General features: G+C 67.6%; 16 protein-coding genes. 6 read left to right on the top strand and 10 right to left on the bottom strand.

Annotated features, from left to right (window positions below; all coding sequences use genetic code 11):
* Nucleotides 1-48: 48 nt before the first annotated feature.
* Both ACP7AB_RS04555 and ACP7AB_RS04550 read right to left on the bottom strand, forming a co-directional pair.
* Nucleotides 49-1,557, bottom strand: coding sequence for a spinster family MFS transporter (locus ACP7AB_RS04555; protein ID WP_425992100.1), 1,509 nt, complete (start codon nucleotides 1,555-1,557; stop codon nucleotides 49-51).
* A 117-nt stretch (nucleotides 1,558-1,674) separates the two neighbouring features.
* Nucleotides 1,675-3,882 (bottom strand): TonB-dependent receptor, encoded by a 2,208-nt coding sequence (locus tag ACP7AB_RS04550; RefSeq protein ID WP_425992098.1) that lies wholly within the window; start codon nucleotides 3,880-3,882, stop codon nucleotides 1,675-1,677.
* 180 nt (nucleotides 3,883-4,062) lie between these two features.
* Here ACP7AB_RS04550 and ACP7AB_RS04545 point away from each other — a divergent pair, with 180 nt between their 5' ends.
* The gene (locus tag ACP7AB_RS04545; protein ID WP_425992096.1) at nucleotides 4,063-4,779 is read left to right on the top strand and encodes a TetR/AcrR family transcriptional regulator; all 717 of its coding nucleotides are present in this window, start codon (nucleotides 4,063-4,065) and stop codon (nucleotides 4,777-4,779) included.
* A 52-nt stretch (nucleotides 4,780-4,831) separates the two neighbouring features.
* Here the strand turns inward: ACP7AB_RS04545 and ACP7AB_RS04540 are convergent, their stop codons facing one another.
* Nucleotides 4,832-5,362 (bottom strand): DUF2306 domain-containing protein, encoded by a 531-nt coding sequence (locus tag ACP7AB_RS04540; RefSeq protein ID WP_425992094.1) that lies wholly within the window; start codon nucleotides 5,360-5,362, stop codon nucleotides 4,832-4,834.
* A 96-nt stretch (nucleotides 5,363-5,458) separates the two neighbouring features.
* Nucleotides 5,459-5,851 (bottom strand): DUF2141 domain-containing protein, encoded by a 393-nt coding sequence (locus ACP7AB_RS04535; protein ID WP_425992092.1) that lies wholly within the window; start codon nucleotides 5,849-5,851, stop codon nucleotides 5,459-5,461.
* A gap of 98 nt (nucleotides 5,852-5,949) precedes the next feature.
* Between ACP7AB_RS04535 and ACP7AB_RS04530 the strand changes: the two genes are divergently transcribed.
* On the top strand, nucleotides 5,950-6,726 hold the full coding sequence (locus ACP7AB_RS04530) for a LytTR family DNA-binding domain-containing protein (protein ID WP_425992090.1): 777 nt from the start codon (nucleotides 5,950-5,952) through the stop codon (nucleotides 6,724-6,726).
* A gap of 37 nt (nucleotides 6,727-6,763) precedes the next feature.
* On the opposite strand, the gene ACP7AB_RS04525 is transcribed toward ACP7AB_RS04530, so the two are convergent.
* On the bottom strand, nucleotides 6,764-8,224 hold the full coding sequence (locus ACP7AB_RS04525; protein WP_425992088.1) for a carotenoid oxygenase family protein: 1,461 nt from the start codon (nucleotides 8,222-8,224) through the stop codon (nucleotides 6,764-6,766).
* 72 nt (nucleotides 8,225-8,296) lie between these two features.
* On the bottom strand, nucleotides 8,297-8,725 hold the full coding sequence (locus ACP7AB_RS04520) for a DUF2141 domain-containing protein (RefSeq protein ID WP_425992087.1): 429 nt from the start codon (nucleotides 8,723-8,725) through the stop codon (nucleotides 8,297-8,299).
* A 259-nt stretch (nucleotides 8,726-8,984) separates the two neighbouring features.
* Between ACP7AB_RS04520 and ACP7AB_RS04515 the strand changes: the two genes are divergently transcribed.
* On the top strand, nucleotides 8,985-9,215 hold the full coding sequence (locus tag ACP7AB_RS04515) for a hypothetical protein (RefSeq protein ID WP_425992085.1): 231 nt from the start codon (nucleotides 8,985-8,987) through the stop codon (nucleotides 9,213-9,215).
* 252 nt (nucleotides 9,216-9,467) lie between these two features.
* On the opposite strand, the gene ACP7AB_RS04510 is transcribed toward ACP7AB_RS04515, so the two are convergent.
* Nucleotides 9,468-9,809, bottom strand: a complete 342-nt coding sequence (locus ACP7AB_RS04510) for a GIY-YIG nuclease family protein (RefSeq protein WP_425992083.1) — start codon at nucleotides 9,807-9,809, stop codon at nucleotides 9,468-9,470.
* 271 nt (nucleotides 9,810-10,080) lie between these two features.
* On the opposite strand from ACP7AB_RS04510, the gene ACP7AB_RS04505 reads away from it, so the two are divergent.
* Nucleotides 10,081-10,833, top strand: coding sequence for an abortive infection family protein (locus ACP7AB_RS04505; RefSeq protein ID WP_425992081.1), 753 nt, complete (start codon nucleotides 10,081-10,083; stop codon nucleotides 10,831-10,833).
* Here the strand turns inward: ACP7AB_RS04505 and clpB are convergent.
* The gene (clpB, locus tag ACP7AB_RS04500) at nucleotides 10,830-13,415 is read right to left on the bottom strand and encodes an ATP-dependent chaperone ClpB (protein WP_425992079.1); all 2,586 of its coding nucleotides are present in this window, start codon (nucleotides 13,413-13,415) and stop codon (nucleotides 10,830-10,832) included. The genes ACP7AB_RS04505 and clpB overlap by 4 nt on opposite strands.
* A gap of 159 nt (nucleotides 13,416-13,574) precedes the next feature.
* Between clpB and ACP7AB_RS04495 the strand changes: the two genes are divergently transcribed.
* The gene (locus ACP7AB_RS04495) at nucleotides 13,575-14,765 is read left to right on the top strand and encodes an NAD(P)/FAD-dependent oxidoreductase (protein ID WP_425992077.1); all 1,191 of its coding nucleotides are present in this window, start codon (nucleotides 13,575-13,577) and stop codon (nucleotides 14,763-14,765) included.
* 16 nt (nucleotides 14,766-14,781) lie between these two features.
* On the opposite strand, the gene ACP7AB_RS04490 is transcribed toward ACP7AB_RS04495, so the two are convergent.
* Both ACP7AB_RS04490 and ACP7AB_RS04485 read right to left on the bottom strand, forming a co-directional pair.
* Nucleotides 14,782-15,345 (bottom strand): hypothetical protein, encoded by a 564-nt coding sequence (locus tag ACP7AB_RS04490; RefSeq protein WP_425992075.1) that lies wholly within the window; start codon nucleotides 15,343-15,345, stop codon nucleotides 14,782-14,784.
* Between the two features lie 106 nt (nucleotides 15,346-15,451).
* Entirely contained in the window at nucleotides 15,452-15,688 is a 237-nt protein-coding gene (locus tag ACP7AB_RS04485) for a zinc-finger domain-containing protein (protein WP_425992073.1), read from the bottom strand.
* A gap of 106 nt (nucleotides 15,689-15,794) precedes the next feature.
* Here ACP7AB_RS04485 and ACP7AB_RS04480 point away from each other — a divergent pair, with 106 nt between their 5' ends.
* A complete protein-coding gene (locus ACP7AB_RS04480; RefSeq protein WP_425992071.1) occupies nucleotides 15,795-16,769 on the top strand; it encodes an ABC transporter ATP-binding protein in 975 nt (324 codons plus the stop codon).
* The last annotated feature ends 63 nt before the right edge of the window (nucleotides 16,770-16,832 follow it).

Below are 16,832 nucleotides of genomic sequence, written 5' to 3'. Positions count from 1 at the left end.
GAACTCACCGGAATTGGCAGGGAATCCGTAGCCGAAATCACCGGCGGACTAGTCGACCCAATCGCGCTTCAGAGTGCGCGAGGCGCCGAACAGCAGAACAGCCGCCATCAGATAGAAGCCCATGCCGGTATAGATAGCCCAGCGCAGGCTCTCCTCGCCGAACCGCGGCGCCAGCAGGTCGCTCATCCAGCCGAAATAATAGAAGCCGACCGCGATCCCGAGCAGGTTGTTGAACAGCAGGAAGATGGCCGAGGCGGTCGAGCGCATGGGGGCGGGGGCGATATGCTGGATCGCCGCCGTGATCGGGCCCAGCCAGGCCAGGTTCAGCCCCGTGGGGATCAGGAAGATCAGGAAGGCCAGGATCAGCTGTTGGGCGTTCGACCCGCCGCCAGGCAGGACGAGGCCGATCAGCCAGGGCGAGTTCATCGCCGCGATGAAACAGGGCGCCGAGATGATGAAGGCGATGGCGGGGGTCAGCGGGTAGGCGCCCTTGCCGCGCTTCGCCAGCTTGTCGGCGATGGAGCCGCCCAGCCAGATGCCGAGCATGCCGCCGATTAGGGCGATGCCGGCATAGTACCAGCTGGTCTGGGCCAGGGTCAGGCCGAAGCTGCGCATGAAGAAGAGCGGCAGCCAGCCCGCGACGCCGTAGCCGCACACCGAGGACGAGGCGGCGCCGAGAGCCAGCAGCCAGAAGCTGCGCTTGGGCAGGACGATGGAGGCGGTCTTCTTGGCGATCCAGAAGGACACGCCGATCACCATGGCCAGCAGTCCGCCGAAGGCGAGGACCAGGGCATTGCCGACGGCGAGACCGGCGAACTGGTTGAGCGCGGCCAGGATCAGACAGCCGGCGCCGAGGCCCAGCAGGATCAGGGAGGCTGTGCGACCGACCTTGTCGGACACGACCACGGGCGGGGCCGCGGCCTCGGCGGCGGTCTGCGGCGGACGGGCCGCGTCCGTGCCGCCACGGACCGGGTCCTTCACGGTCAGGCGCAGCAGGGGGGCGACCAGGAGGCCCAGAAGGCCCACCACGATAAAGGCGGTGCGCCAGCCGTAGCTCGCGGCCAGCAGGCCTCCGACCAGGGTGCCGGCGGCAGTGCCGAGCGGAATGCCGAAGGCGAAGCCGGCCAGGGCGCGCGCCCGCTGGTTCGGGGGGAAATAGTCGGAAATCAGGGAATAGGCCGGGGCCACGCCACCCGCCTCGCCGACGCCGACGCCCATGCGGAACAGGAAAAGCTGGCTGAACGACCCGGCGACGCCGCACAGGGCGGTGAAGCTGGACCAGACGGCCAGGGCGCCGGTCATGATCCACACCCGGCTGGCCCGGTCCGCGAGCGCCGCCAGCGGAATGGCGAGGGTCGAATAGACCGAGGCGAAGGCGATGCCGCCCAGCAGGCCGAACTGGCTGTCCGACAGGCCGAACTCGGCCTTCAGCGGGGCGGCCAGGATGCCGATGATCTGCCGGTCCAGGAAGTTCAGCATGTAGACCAGAATCAGGACCGCCAGCACGTAGTAGCGATAGCCGGGCTTCGCCGGGACTGCTGCGACCGTATCCGTCATCTGGGTTTCCTGTGGACTCTCGTTCCTTGCGCGAACCGTAGCCGTGGCTGCGCAGGCTGCAAAAGAAAAAGGGCGGCGGCTCTGTCGAACCGCCGCCCCAGTTTCGTCATTCGGGGATCAATACCGGACGGTGACCGACGCCGAGAAGGTGCGCGGCGGGCCGTAGAAGGCCGAGATCGAGTTGTTGAAGGTGGCGCCGGCGAAGTTGTAGCCGCCGACCTTGTACTCCTCGTCCGTCAGGTTCTTTCCGGTCAGGGCGACCTGGTAGTGACCGTTCGGAGCGGTCCAGACCGCGGCCAGGTCGACCAGGGTGTAGGCGTCCTGGTCGAGGATCGGATCCGGCGCGTCGAACAGGTGATAGTCCGAGCGGTAGGAGATCGACGGAGTGATGTTCAGCTCGCCGCCGGCCACATCGCCGGTCCAGGTGACGCCCCAGAAGGCCGACCATTCCGGTGAGTTCTGCGGCTCGCGCAGGTTGGAAATGTCGACCGGCGCGCCGCTGATCCGGGTGATGAACTGATCGAACTCATTCTTCAGATAGCCGACCGACACGTTGGACGTGATGCTGTCGGTGATGAAGGCGCGACCTTCGAACTCGAAGCCGTAGATGGTCGAGGCGCCGGCGTTGTCGACGACCGAGGCCACGCCGACAGCCGGAAGCGTCGCCACCTGCTGGGTCGTGATCTGCTGGTCCGTGTAGTCCGAGTAGAAGGCCGCCGAGGCGAACGACAGGCGGTTGTCGAACGCAGTGCCTTTCAGGCCCAGCTCATAGGTGGTGACGGTCTCGGGCTGATAGCCGTTGACGGTCGAGGGCACCAAGGCCGCGTCGCCGCGCATGTCCCAGCCGCCGGACTTGAAGCCCTGGCCGATCGAGGCATAGCCGGTGAGCTCTTCGGTCAGATCGTAGGAGACGCTGACCCGCGGCGTGAACTTCTCGAAGGTGTCCGAGGCCATGTAGTTCGTGCGGGTGGCGAAGATCGGACGCACCGCGCCGCCCTGGAACGGCGAGCGGGCCGCTCCGAGGTAGAAGAACCGCTGAACCTGGGCGTCTTTTTCGTCCTTGGTGTAGCGGCCGCCGATGGAGGCGTGCAGGCGATCGGAGAAATCATAGCTGAAGTCGGCGAAGGCCGAGAACGACTGCGTATTGACGTAACCCGCAGCCGCGATGACCAGGCCGAGGTTTCCGGCGATCGTATCGAAGGCCCCGGAGGATTCGCCGTCCAGATAGAACAGCCCGGCGACGCCGGACCAGTTGTCGCCCTGCATCAGGGCCTGGAACTCCTGGGTGAACTGTTCGTCGGCGTAGACGGCCGGAACGTCCAGGGTCGGCAGGGGCGACTGGTCGAAGTCGATGACGGTGGATGTATCACCACTGCGCCAGGCCGAGATCGACTTCAGGGTCAGCATGTCGTTGACCGTGTACTCGACGGTGACGGACGTGCCCTCGGTCTCGACCTCCTGGTTGCCCTGGATGCCGGCATTGGTGTCATAGATTCCGGCCGGAGGCGTGAAGCCGCCGGTGGTCGAGTTCACTTCGCGGTGGCCGTGGCGAGGGGCCGAGTCATCCTCGACGCGATCCCAGGCGAAGCGAACGAACAGCTGGTCGGTGGGGGTCCACTCGGCGCTGGCGCGATAGGCGGTGACGTCCTTGTCGTACTGTTCTTCGCCGGTGAACAGGTTCGTGCCGAAGCCGTCACGGTCGTATTTGGCGAAGGCGCCGCCGACGGCAAAGGTCTCGCCCAGCGGGATGGTGGCCGACACAAGGGCGTCGCGCTGGTTGTAGCTGCCGATCGTGCCGCGACCCATGAACGCGAACTCGTCGCCGAGACGCTTGGTCACGTATTTGATCGCGCCGCCGATGGTGTTGCGGCCGTAGAGGGTGCCTTGCGGACCGCGCAGGACCTCGATGCGGTTCACGTCGAAGATGTCAAGCACGGCACCTTGCGGGCGGGCGACATAGACGTCGTCTATATAAAGACCCACGCCGGGCTCGAAGCCCCACAGCGGATCCTGCTGGCCGACGCCGCGGATGAAGCTGATCAGGGTCGAGTTGGAGCCGCGGGCGATCTGGACCGTGGCGTTCGGAGTCTGCTGCTGCAGGGCCGTGATGTCGGCGGCGCCGGTGCGCTCAAGCTGTTCGGCCGACAGGGCCGAAACGGCGACTGGAACGTCCTTCAGCTGTTCATCGCGGCGACGGGCCGTGACGACGACGTCGTCCAGCGCGGTCTGGTCGTTTTGCGGCGCGGCGTCCTGCGCCATGGCCATCGATGACGCGGCGCTCCACGCGGCCCCGGCCAGCAGCACGCTCTTCATGACTCTGTTCATGCGAAACCCTCTTCCAATGATGTTTCCAGCCGAGACGCTTTTATTCAGCGTTCGATGATTTACCGGGAAACTGACGACCTTTGGCCCCGGTGTCAAACGGCAGAGCTTGCCCGGCGGCACGTCGGGGCTCGTCTGTGGCGCCGTTGCACCGAAGGGGGTTTTCGTGACTAGCTTGGCTTCATGAGCAAGCTGGACGTCACGGCCCCGGTTCCCGTCGCCCCCGCCCGTCGCGGCCGCCCGCCAAAGGTCAAGGCCGAGGGCGTCGGCGGCGACACCCGCGAATCCATCCTGGACGCGGCTGAAGACCTGTTTTCCAAACATGGATTCTATGGCGTCACGATCCGCGAGGTGGCGCGTGAAGCCGGGGTCGATACGGCTTTGGTCCACTATTATTTCGGGGCCAAGCGCGGCCTCTTCGACGCCGTCTTTCTGAGGCGCGCCGAGGTCTGGAACAATGAGCGGGTCGAGGCGATCAACCGCTATGCCCTAGCGAATGTCGGGACGATGACGCTGGAAGGGTTGCTACGCGCTTTCCTGGAGCCGCCGTTCCAGTGGTCGCTGAAGGGCGGCCCCGGATGGAAGCACTATTCCGCCCTGGTCGCCCAGACCAACGCCAACCCGACCTTCGGCGGCGAGACCATGGCCCGATACTATGACCCGGCCATCCGGCGGCTGATCGAGCTGATCAAGCTGATCCTGCCGCAGGCCCGCGATGTCGACCTCTACTGGGCCTGGCACAATCTGTCGGGGGCACTGACCCTGACGCTGGGCGAGACCGGGCGGCTGGACCGATTGTCCGGCGGGCTGTGCCGGTCTGGTGATCTGGAAACCGCCTGCGACTACATGGTCCGGTTCGGGGCAGCGGGGTTCCGCGCGGTCTGCCCGTCTCCCCAGTAGGTTACCGCTCGCCACGCGGTCGCTCGCTACTTGAGCACGATGAGCCTGCGATTCAGCCCAGGAACACCTGCCACATCAGCCGGCCGGGGAAGAAGGTGAACATCCCGGCGATCAGCAGCGCACCGACGAACAGGCCGGTCATTCGTGCGCGATGGTTGGCGATCTCGTGACGGCGGGCGGCATAGAGGGCCATGGGCAGGATAATGATGGTCCAGCCGGTGAACAGGTGGATCCACGAAAAGGCACCGTCATTGATGTTGCGGATGAAGATGGAGCTGATCGCCAACGTCGCCATGGCCACGGCCCAGGTCCAGCCCAGGGTCCGGTGCAGGGTGTTGCCCTTGACCCCGGCCAGCAGAAGGATGCCGATCACCAGGGCGACGGTCGCGGCGGCGACATGAACCTGAAGCACCGGCCCCTGTTCGGCGAGCAGGGCCCAGTCCGGGGCGTGCAGCCGGATCGGCAGACCGGACGCGGGCCCCACGACGAACAGAAAGACCGACATTACGGCGACCCCGATCAGCGCCGGCCCGACGGTCAGGAGGTTGCGGCTCAGGGAAGAGGGCGGCAGGGCATGGGTCACGGGCGGCTCCTTGTCAGGCCGTGACTTTCGAGCCGGCCTGGACCGTTCACCAGTCGTGCTTCGCCAGCGAACACCCCACGTTCGCCGTTGGACGGTCTATCGCAGGGCGAAGGCCTCGGTCGTGCCCGAGGCGGGCAGGTCGAACGCTGCCTGGGCGAACTGTGGCGGACCGAAGCGGCCCCGGGCGTCGTTCGAGAAGCCGTAGGCCTCGCGCGGAAGACCGATGGGCCAAAGGGTCAGATCGCCGTTTCCGTCCGTGTCGTGGAAGGCCGCAACGGCATAGCGGCCGGGAGCCAGGCCGGTGATCGTCAACGAGGTGACGGTGCCGGTGCGCGCGACCATGCGGCTCGCGACCGGTCCTTCGCCGCGCCGAAAGGCCTCGGCATCGCGATAGACCGCGACCGCGATCCGCCCGCCCGAACCCCGCGTCGACAGGTTCAGGATCAAATCGGCGGCGGTTGCAACCGAAGCCAAACCGGTGAGAAACATCGCAAAAGCGCCAGCCAAGATTGCCAACTTCATCAAAGCGCCCTTTGGTCTGTGAAAGTCCGATCCACAGTCAACGCGCCGGAGCGCTTCGTCCACCCATGACCGCGACCGCCTCGCCTCCGCGTCCGAAACGGCCGGCCACCCTGGGTCTGCTGCGCGGCGTGATCATCGCGGCGGCTGCCGGCGTCGTTCTGGCCCTGACCGGCGCATTCGGCACGGTGCGGGAACCGCTCTCGCTACGGCTGGCGTACTGGGTGCCGGTCGTGCTGGCGGGCGGCCTTTGGGGCCATGTCTGTTCATGGCTCGTCGACCGCTGGATCGACATGGACGAGAGACCCTGGATGACGGTGGCGGCCCTGAGTGCCTCCGTTACCGGGCCCGTGTCGCTTCTGGTCTGGTTCGTCACCGGCCTGGTGTTCGAGGGCCAGGTCTATCGCGTCGGCGCCCTGCCCCTGATGGTGGGGCCGGTCCTGACCGTGACGGTGGCGATGAGCGCGATCAATGTCTTCCTGGGCAAGGCCCAACCGGTCCAGACCCATGCGGCCCCGGCCGGCGCCGCTCCCGCCCGGTTTCCCGACCGTCTGCCGATGAAGCTGCGCGGGGCCGCGATCCGGGCGGTGCAGGCCGAGGACCACTATCTGCGCATCCACACCGACCGGGGCTCGGACCTGATCCTGATGCGGCTGTCCGATGCGCTGGAGGAGCTGGAGGGTCTTGAAGGGGCACAGACCCATCGCAGCTGGTGGGTGGCCAGGGACGCGGTCCGCGACGTGGCCCGGGGGGACGGTCGCGCGACCCTGACCCTGGACGGCGGCCTGACCGCGCCGGTCAGCCGCCGCTATGCCCGGGCCCTGCGCGAAGCCGGCTGGTACTGATTTCCGGGCTATCGCGCGGTCGCGCGAATTGAACCGGCTACCCCGCCCACACGCCATGGAAGCCCGCGGGCAGGGCGATATCGGCACGCCAGGTGGCGACCGGGCCGTCGGAGACGCGGGCGGCGTTGAAGGCGTGAAGCTCGGTGACGCCCTCGGTCAGGTTGATGGAGGGGGCGATCAGCCAGGCGTCGGCCTCGTCCGGGCCGCGCGGTACGAACACCGCCTCCTCCAGGATCTGGGTCTCGCCGAACAGGAAGCGGTCGGAACGGCCGCTGTCCCAGTCCCAGGTCGCCAGACCGCTGGGCAGGGGGCGGTCGGGGCGCTCGCCCGCGACATGGACGGTCAGGCGGCGCGGCAGGCCGGCGCGGCGGGGATCGTTCTTGGGGAACTCGGCGGTGATGCCCGACGACGCCAGTTCGGCGCGGCCGTCGGTGTGCAGGGTGACGAGTTTCAGCACCGCATGCTCGCCGGGCACGACGCCGCGCTGCTCAACCAGCACGCGGGCGCCGTCGACGGCGAAGGCCACGTCCTTGCCTGCGGCGACGTCGAACCGGATCGTCCCCGAGGCGTCCTCCCAGGCGTCGCCGAGGTGGAAAAAGCTGAAGGTCGGCAGCTCGAAGATCCGGCGGCGCGACAGGTCGGCCTTGTCGATGACCAGGACCTGGGTGCCCAGCTCGGGCTTCCAGGCGAACTGCGAGGCATAGGGCATGCCGCGGTGATCAAAGACCCACGGCTGGAGCACCAGGATCAGGTGGCGGGCCGTGGCGGTGAAGTCGTGCATGAAGCTGGCGCGTGGCAGATCGACAACGGCGGCCGTATGCAGGCTGCGGTCGGCGTTGAGGCGCCAGACGATAACCCGGCCTCCGTTCAGGCCGATGTTCCAGATCGTGCCGTCCGGATCGTAGCGCGGATGGGCCTGGAACGGCATGCTCTTGAGGTCGTCGCGCAGGGTGACGAACCGTTTGGTCGACAGGTCCGAGGCCGACAGGGCCATGGGCGCGCCGCCTTCCCACAGGGCCCAGACCTCGTCGCCAGCGGTCATGACGGCGGTGTTGGCGGCATTGGCGTCGTCATTGGAGCCGACGCGGGCCCGGGCGTCGCCCGGGGTGCCGAAGCCGGGGGTGACGACGGCGCCGATCTCGGTCTCCCAGCGCCGCTTGGGGGTGTCGGCGAAGCGGGCGTCGAGCGTGACCTGGCCGTCGTTGACGCGGAAGGCGCGCATCAGGCCGTCGCCGTCAAACCAGTGGGTGGCCGAGCCGCCGGGCCGCCGGAACTTGCCCGGGCCGTTGCGGAACAGGGTCCCGGTCAGGCCGGCGGGCGCGCGGCCATGGACCAGCCGCATGGCCCGGGGCGCGACGTCGGCCTCGAGGTCGGCGGTGGCCAGGGCCCAGTCGGCGGACGCCTGCATCGCGGCCATGGCGCGGACGGTTTCCGGGGTGACCACGGCGGCCGAGAGGGCGGCGGCCCCCATGAGGAAGTTGCGGCGGGACGTGAGCATGGGAATCTCTCCTGATGGGGGTTACGGCGCGGCCTCAAGCAGCGAGCCGCCGCGCGGCGAGCGCTAGGCCGACTAGCGAATGCTGATCGTCTGGGCGGTCTCGCCTGAGACCGCGAACCGGGCGCGCTCCCAGGAGGCCGGACCCATGTTGCCGACCGCGTTGTTGGAGAAGGCGTAGGGCTCGACCGGCATGCCGAAGGGGTTGGTGTCCATCTGGCCGTTGCCGTTCAGGTCGTGAAAGGCCTTCACCCCGTAGTCGCCGGCCGGGAGACCTTCGAAGGTGACGCTGTGCTCGCCGGCGGCGACGTCGATGCGGGCGGCGCGGACCGGCTGGCCCCCGGCGTAGCTGGTCTCGTCATAGAGGGCGACCATCACCGCCCCGGTGTTCGCTCCGGTGTCGAAGGTCAGGGCGAGGCTGGCCGGGTCTGAGGCCAGGGCGGGGGCGGCGGTCAGGAGGGTCGTGGCGAGCAGGAAGGGGGCGAAGGCGGCGGTGCGGATCATCTTGGCGGTCCTTGTGAGGAGAGGCGTCAGGTGAAGCCTCGTGGGGATCTCGATGTCCCGACGGTCGCCCCGCCCCGACCGGGGCGCCAGCGGAGTTGCGGCGACGGACGGCCCGGCTTCGTGAACGGCGACGCATGGCCGGTCGCGATGCGCGAACGAACACCTCTGCGCGCCTCCCTGCGTCAATGGACAGGTGGCCAGCGGAGCCGTTCGGGCGCACTATGCGGTCCGGGGCTGATCCTCCACCGGAGACTTGCCGATGACCGCGCGTATCCTCCTTTCATCACTTCTGCTGGCCGCCTCCCTGAGCGCCTGCGCCACGACCCCGGGCTCCCGTCCGACCTATGGCCAGGAGCTGGACCAGCTGACCGCCGACTGCCGCGAGCGGGGCGGGATCCTCAGCCCCATCTCGGGCGCCCAGACGGGCCGGCCCCAGACCGACTACGCCTGCGAAGTCCGGGGCGGGGCCAGCCGGTTGACCCGGAACTAGGGCGTCTTCGCCAGCGTCGTCCCTGCCGTAGTCGGTGGGTCAGACCAGACTCCGGAAAGGGAGTCTGGATAGTCCGTAGAGTCTAGCCGGACGGCAAAACACCGTCCGAAGCGTCTGTTGCGTCCGAAGCGTTCGGCCGGGTTCGGGACCTCGTGCAAGATACACCCGCCGTCAGGGGCGGCGCGTAAAAAGCCCCTCGTCAGGGCCGACCGTTGAAATCACGGGCGGAATCCGGGCGTCCGTTGATGGGTATCAGTCGTCTTCGGACGGCGGAACCCAGTTCGGATCGGTGACCGGATACCAGTCGGCCGCGAGGTCGAGCCATTCCGGGTTCGCCTCCTCGATCAGCTTCAGCTTCCAGTCGCGCAGCCATTTCTTCAACCGCTTCTCGCGCCGGATCGCCTCGACCACCCACTGGTGCTGTTCGTACCAGACGAGCTGATCGCAGCCGTGCTCGGCCGTGTAGCCGTCGTAGCGGCCGTTCTTGTGCCTCCACACCCGCGCGTGGAGGTTCGAGGTCATCCCGACATAGACCCAGCCGTTTCGCCCGCTGGCCATGATATAGGTCGCGATAAAGGTGCGATGCGTCGCCATTTGCACAACCTATGCGCACCCCTTCCTTTCGTCATCCCCCGCTCGCTGCCTTCCCTTCCTTTCGTCATCCTCCGGCGTAGCGAAGCGAAGACCGGGGGACGCAGCGGCGCCGAAGGCGACCTGTTCAGTCTCGATGTCAGCCGCCTGTGTCCGCGACAGTTTCGCGCTCCCGCGCGCCGCTGCGTCCCCCGGTCTGCGCCGCGAAGGCGCGGCTTGCCGGAGGATGACGACTTGGGGCTGGTCTCGAATGGAATCGGCGTAATCTGAGATTATGACCCCACAAGATTTGCCAGCGGCCGGTGACGAACGGGCGCTAGTCCTGCAAAACCTGCTCATCGTTCATGCGACGGGCGGTATCGCCGATGAAGGTGTCTACAGTGAGTTGAGGAGAGAGTTCTCTAGCGACCCACAGACTGCTGACTTGCTTCCGAGGTTTGTTCGAACTTGTCGGGACCTTGCCTCCTTCTGGCAATGGATAAAGTACGAGAAGGGGACCTACGCCGAGCGTCGGACTCTCATACGTGAGGCCTTCGAGCCGCTGTTGGACGTTCTTGAGGGGCGAAACCGTGCACCACTCGATGCTTCAGCATCCGAGACTTTGGCGTCTTTCGACGCGGATGGTGTTCACAGCATTTGGGAGAAGGCGCTCGCGCGGCGGCAGATGGACCCGGAGGGAGCGATCACTGCAGCGAGGACGCTGCTCGAAACCGTGTGCAAGCATGTCATCGAAGAAGAAGGCTCATCCTACAATGACAAGGATGACCTGCCCAAGCTATATGGGGACGCGTCCAAGCTGCTCAATATCGCCCCGTCACAGCATACGGAAGAAGTCTTCAAGCAAATACTCGGCGGCTGCATCAGCGTCGTCGTCGGTCTTGGCACATTGCGAAATCGGGTCAGCGATTCTCATGGCCAAGGGAAGCGGGCGGTGAAGCCCGCTCCTCGTCATGCCCAGTTAGCGGTGAATCTCGCTGGCACGATGGCCACGTTCCTGATCGAAACTTGGGCAGCTAAACGCGCCTAATGCACCCGCGCCTTCCCGATCTCCAGCCCGTCCGTCCCCGCTGACACGGCGATCACCGACCCGTCCTCCAGCTCGCCGGCCAGCAGCTTCTTGGCCATCGGGTCGACGAGGTCCTTCTGGATCACCCGCTTGAGCGGCCGCGCGCCGTAGACGGGGTCGTAGCCCTTGTCCGCCAGCCAGGCCAGGGCGCCGTCGTCGATCGACAGGGTCAGTCTCCGGTCAGCCATCAGCTTTTCCAGACGCGCCAGCTGGATGCGGACGATGCCGGCCATCTGGTCGCGACCCAGACGCCTGAACAGGATGATCTCGTCGATGCGGTTGAGGAACTCCGGGCGGAAATGGGCGCGGACGGCGTCCATGACGAAGGGGCGCACGGCCTCGACATCGTCGCCTTCGCCCTGGTTGGCCAGGGCTTCTGAACCCAGATTGCTGGTCATGATGATCAGGGTGTTGCGGAAGTCGACCACCCGCCCTTGCCCGTCGGTCAGCCGGCCGTCGTCGAGCACCTGCAGGAGCACGTTGAAAACGTCGGGGTGGGCCTTTTCGACCTCGTCGAACAGGATGACCTGATAGGGGCGGCGGCGCACGGCCTCGGTCAGGGCGCCGCCCTCGTCATAGCCGACATAGCCCGGAGGGGCGCCGATCAGGCGGGAGACGCTGTGCTTCTCCATGTACTCGGACATGTCCATCCGGGTGATGGCGGTCTCATCGTCGAACAGGAAGGCGGCCAGGGCCTTGGTCAGCTCGGTCTTGCCGACGCCGGTCGGGCCCAGGAACAGGAAGGAGCCGAGCGGGCGGTGGGGGTCGTTGAGGCCCGCGCGCGCCCGGCGGACGGCGTCGGCCACGGCTTCCAGGGCCGCGTCCTGACCGACGACGCGGCCGCGCAGGGCGTCCTCCATCGACAGCAGTTTCTCGCGCTCGCCCTCCAGCATCTTGTCGACCGGGACGCCGGTCCAGCGGGAGACGACGGCGGCGATCTGCTGGGCGTCGACGACCTCGGGGGTCAGCGGCGAGGCGGTCTTCTCGTCGGTCTCGGCCTGGGCCAGCGACTTCTCGATCTGCGGAATCTGGCCGTAGGCGATCTCGGAGGCGCGGCCGAGATCGCCGTTGCGCTGGGCGGCGGCGAGTTCGGCGCGCAGGCGGTCGAGGGTCTCACGCAGCTGGGCGCCCTGGCCGACCTTGTCCTTCTCGGCCTTCCAGCGGGCGGTCAGGTCGTCGGACTCGATCTCGAGGTCGGAGATTTCGTCTTCCAGCTTCTCCAGGCGCTGGACCGAGGCGCTGTCGGTCTCCTTCTTCAGGGCCTCGCGCTCGATCTTCAGCTGGACCAGACGCCGGTCGATCTCGTCGAGGCTCTCGGGCTTGGAATCGACGGCCATGCGCACGCGGCTGCCGGCCTCGTCGATCAGGTCGATGGCCTTGTCGGGCAGGAAGCGGTCGGTGATGTAGCGGTTCGACAGGGTGGCGGCGGCGACGATGGCGCTGTCGCTGATGCGGACCCCGTGATGGACCTCGTACTTCTCCTTGAGGCCGCGCAGGATCGAGATGGTGTCCTCGACCGTCGGTTCGGCCACGAAGACGGGCTGGAAGCGGCGAGCCAGGGCAGCGTCCTTCTCGACGTGCTTGCGGTATTCGTCGAGCGTGGTGGCGCCGACGCAGTGCAGCTCGCCACGCGCCAGGGCAGGCTTGAGCAGGTTGGAGGCGTCCATGGCGCCGTCGCCCTTTCCGGCGCCGACCAATGTGTGCATCTCGTCGATGAAGAGGATGATCTGGCCCTCGGCGGCGGTGACCTCGCCCAGCACGGCCTTCAGCCGCTCCTCGAACTCGCCGCGGTATTTCGCACCCGCGATCAGGGAGCCCATGTCGAGGCTCATGACGGTCTTGTCCTTCAGGCTCTCGGGCACGTCGCCGTTGACGATGCGCAGGGCCAGACCCTCGACGATGGCGGTCTTGCCGACGCCGGGTTCGCCGATCAGGACGGGGTTGTTCTTGGTGCGCCGGGCCAGGACCTGGATGGTGCGGCGGATCTCCTCGTCGCGGCCGATGACGGGGTCGATCTTCTGGTCGCGGGCGGCCTGGGTCAGGTCGCGGGCGTAGCGTTTAAGGGCGTCGTAGCCGTCCTCGGCGGCGGCGCTGTCGGCGGTCTTGCCCTTGCGGACATCGGCGACGGCGGCATCGAGCTTCTCGGCCGTGACCCCCGCGGATTTCAGCGCGTCGCCGGCGGGGCCGCCTTCACGGGCGATGGCGGCGAGGATCCGTTCGGTGGTGACGAAGGCGTCGCCGGCCTTCTTCGCCGTCTCCTCGGCATTGGCGAAGACGCGGGCGGTGGCGCCGTCGAGATAGAGCTGGCTGGTGGCGCTCTCGACCTGGGGGCGTTTCTTGAGCAGGGCCTCGGCGGCCTCGGAGGCCTTGGCCGGGTCGCCGCCGCCGGCGGTGATCAGGTTGCGGGCCAGGCCGTCGCGCTCCTCCAGCAGCACCTTGAGCAGGTGCTCAGGCGCGAACTGCTGGTGCTTGCGGGCGAGGGCCAGCGACTGGGCGGACTGGACGGCCTGTTTGGCGCGGTCGGAATAGAGGTCGAGGTTCAAGGCGTATCCCCTTCAGAGGCGGAATTCCGGCCGGCGCGTCCTCCGTAGCAAGCAACGCGCCGTCCGGTGCGATTGATCTGGGTGTGGCCCGGCGACCACACAAGGGCCGGGCGTCAGCGCAGCGCCGCTTCCGCAAGATCGGCATGCTAAGCGACGGGGATGAAGACTGAGACCTTCGACGTTCTGGTGGTCGGCGCGGGCGCGGCCGGGATGATGTGCGCGATCGAGGCGGGGCGGCGGGGGCGCAGCGTGCGCGTCGTCGATCATGCGCGGGCGCCGGGCGAGAAGATCCGCATCAGCGGCGGGGGCCGGTGCAACTTCACCAATACGGGCACGAGCGTCGCCAACTTCCTGGGTGAGAACCCGATGTTCGCGGCCTCGGCGCTGAAGCGCTACAGCCAGCGGGACTTCATCAAGCGTGTCGATGGGGCGGGCATCGCCTGGCACGAGAAGACCCTGGGCCAGCTGTTCTGCGACGACAGCGCCAAACAGATCATCCGCATGCTGACCGACGACATGAGGGCGGCGGGCGTGGTCCTGTCGACGGGCGTCGGGGTCGACCGGGTCGAGCGGGTCGGCGAGGGGTTCGAGGCGGCGCTGTCGGACGGATCGGTGGTGCGCTGCGCGTCGCTGGTCGTGGCGTCGGGCGGCAAGTCGATCCCCAAGATGGGGGCGACGGGGTGGGGCTATGACCTCGCACGGCAGATGGGCTTGCGGGTGACGGAGACGCGGCCGGCCCTGGTGCCGCTGACATTCGAGGCGGGGCTGCTGGAACAGACGACGCCGCTGGCGGGGGTGGCGGTCGATGCGGTGGTCTCGGCGGGGAAGACGCGGTTCGAGGAGGCCATGTTGTTTACACACAGAGGGCTGTCGGGGCCGGCGATCCTGCAGATCAGCTCCTACTGGCGCGAGGGTGAGGCGATCACGGTGAAGATGGCCCCGGGCGTCGACGTGCTGTCGCGGCTGAAGGCGGCGAAGGCCGAGAACGGCGGCAAACAGGCGGTGCACACGGCGCTCGGCCATATCGTGCCGCGGCGGCTGGCCGAGGTGCTGACCGCGCGCGAAGGCGCGAACGGCAAGCTGGCCGAGGTCGGGGACAAGGTGCTGGCGCGGCTGGATGCGGCGGTGAACGGCTGGACCGTCAAGCCGGTGGGGTCGGAGGGCTATCGCACCGCCGAGGTCACCCTGGGCGGGGTGGCGACGGACCAGCTGGACCAGCAGACCATGGCGACGAAATCCGTGCCGGGCCTCTATTTCATCGGCGAGGTGGTCGACATCACCGGCTGGCTGGGCGGCTACAACTTTCAGTGGGCCTGGAGCTCGGGCTGGGCGGCGGGGCAGGCCTGCTAGGGCCTGATTTGACCTGTCAGCCCGCGCACTCGTTCAGCACCCGGGCGATCGACGGATCCCAGGGCACGACGATGGCCTCGCCCGAGGCCTGGACGCCGAACTTCGCCTGGGTCGTCTTCAGAACGGCGAGACGCGGGTCGGAGCCTGTGACGTCAATGGTGCGGATGGCGGCCCCCGCATTTGTGCCGGTGGCGGCGAAGATCTCGGTCTTCGCTTCGGTGTAGATGCGGACCTCTCCGTCCTCGGCAGGGTTCTGGATGGTCCAGTTGATATAGGCCTCGCCCGAGCCGGTGTTGCAGCCGATCGCGAGCGTATCGGCGTAGTCTGGAGACGTGAACAGCACGCCCACGGTGGCGCCGTCGCCGACATCTTCCCATCGACCGGACAGGGGCGCGCCGGCAAGGAGGTCTGCGGCGACCGGCAGTTCGTTGCCGGGTGAGTGCGGATCGGGCGCGGGCGCCGTCGCCTGATCGGTACTGGCGGCGCCCGGAGCCGTGTCGCGGGCGTCGTCTGGAGCGGCCGGTTGTGTGCAGGCCCCGAGCGTCAGGACCGACGCAAGCATCAGATTGCGGATCATCATGGGCTGTCCTCCGTTAATCGGCTTATCAGCGCGACATCACTCTGAGAACGACAATCTTCAGACGGAAGCTGCCGGCTACGCCCCGCAGCGATCAGTACGCCCCGATCTAGTGCGCTTCCGGCGGCCGGGCGGCGGGGTCGAGGTATTCGTTCTCGGAATGAGGGTGGGCCGAGAGGACGAAGCGGCGGTCGCAGTAGCCGCATTCGACGAAATTCTCCCCGCCCATGTCGAGATAGACCAGGGGATGGCCCAGCACGCCGCCGCCGTCGCAGGCCACGCGCTTTGTGGCGACCGTGATTTCCTCGGGCGGGAGGACGAGTTGATCGGGGTGGCGCGGCGGCATGGATCGTTCCGTGGTCTTGGCGCGGAAGGGCGTGACGCCTAGTTAGACGGACTGCCCCAAGCCTGAAAGCCCCGTCGCGTCGAAAGACGCGAGCCGAAAGCCCCTTATGACCGAGACCGAAGCCCTGCCCGTCAACGCCATCGAGGTGCACGGGCTGGAAAAGACCTATGCCGGCAACAAGAAGTCGCCGCCCAAGACCGCCCTGAGGGGCGTCGACCTGGTCATCCCGCGAGGGTCGATGTTCGGCCTGCTGGGCCCGAACGGGGCGGGCAAGTCGACGCTGATCAACATCCTGGCGGGCGTGGTCAACAAGACCGGCGGGACCGCCGCCATCTGGGGCCGCGACATCGACGAACGGCCGCGTGACGCCCGGGCGGCCCTGGGGGTCGTCCCTCAGGAGATCGTCGCCGATGTCTTCTTCACCCCGCGCGAGGCGCTGGAGGTGCAGGCCGGCTTCTATGGCGTGCCGAAGTCGGAGCGGCGGTCGGACGAGCTGCTGGCGGCCCTGGGTCTGTCCGACAAGGCCAACGCCTATGTGCGGGCCCTGTCGGGCGGGATGAAGCGGCGGCTGATGGTGGCCAAGGCCCTGGTGCACAATCCGCCGATCCTGATCCTGGACGAGCCGACGGCGGGGGTGGACGTCGAGCTGCGGCGCCAGCTGTGGGAATACGTCCGGCGCATCAACGCCGAGGGCGTCACCATCCTGCTGACCACCCACTACCTCGAGGAGGCGCAGGAGCTCTGCGACACCATCGCCATCATGAACCGGGGCGAGGTCGTGGCCTGCGAGCCGACGCCGCAGCTGTTGCGCCGTCTGGATACGAGGAACGTCGTGGTGACGCCCGAACACCCGCTGGACGGCCTGCCGACGGTGGCCGGGTTCGATGTCGTGGCGCGAGCCAACGGCGCCTTCGCCATCACTTACAGGAAGGGTCAGTCGTCGGTCGAACAGGTGCTGGCCGCCGTGCGCGCCGCCGGGATCACCATCTCGGACATCACCACCGAGGACCCGGACCTGGAGGACGTCTTCCTGGCCCTGACCTACGGGGATGCGAACGCGGTCAGTCCGACGAAGGACTGAGCCGGGGCATTCGCCGCCCTCCAGGCTCTGGCGATCTCGACATGTCCGCCGTGGGTGGGACGC

Origin of the sequence: Brevundimonas sp. TWP3-1-2b1 (genome assembly GCF_049896165.1) — a bacterium.
Taxonomy (GTDB): Bacteria; Pseudomonadota; Alphaproteobacteria; order Caulobacterales; family Caulobacteraceae; genus Brevundimonas; species Brevundimonas subvibrioides_B.
The sequence above is the reverse complement of the archived record's forward strand: the minus strand, read 5'-3'. Positions and strand labels throughout refer to the sequence as shown.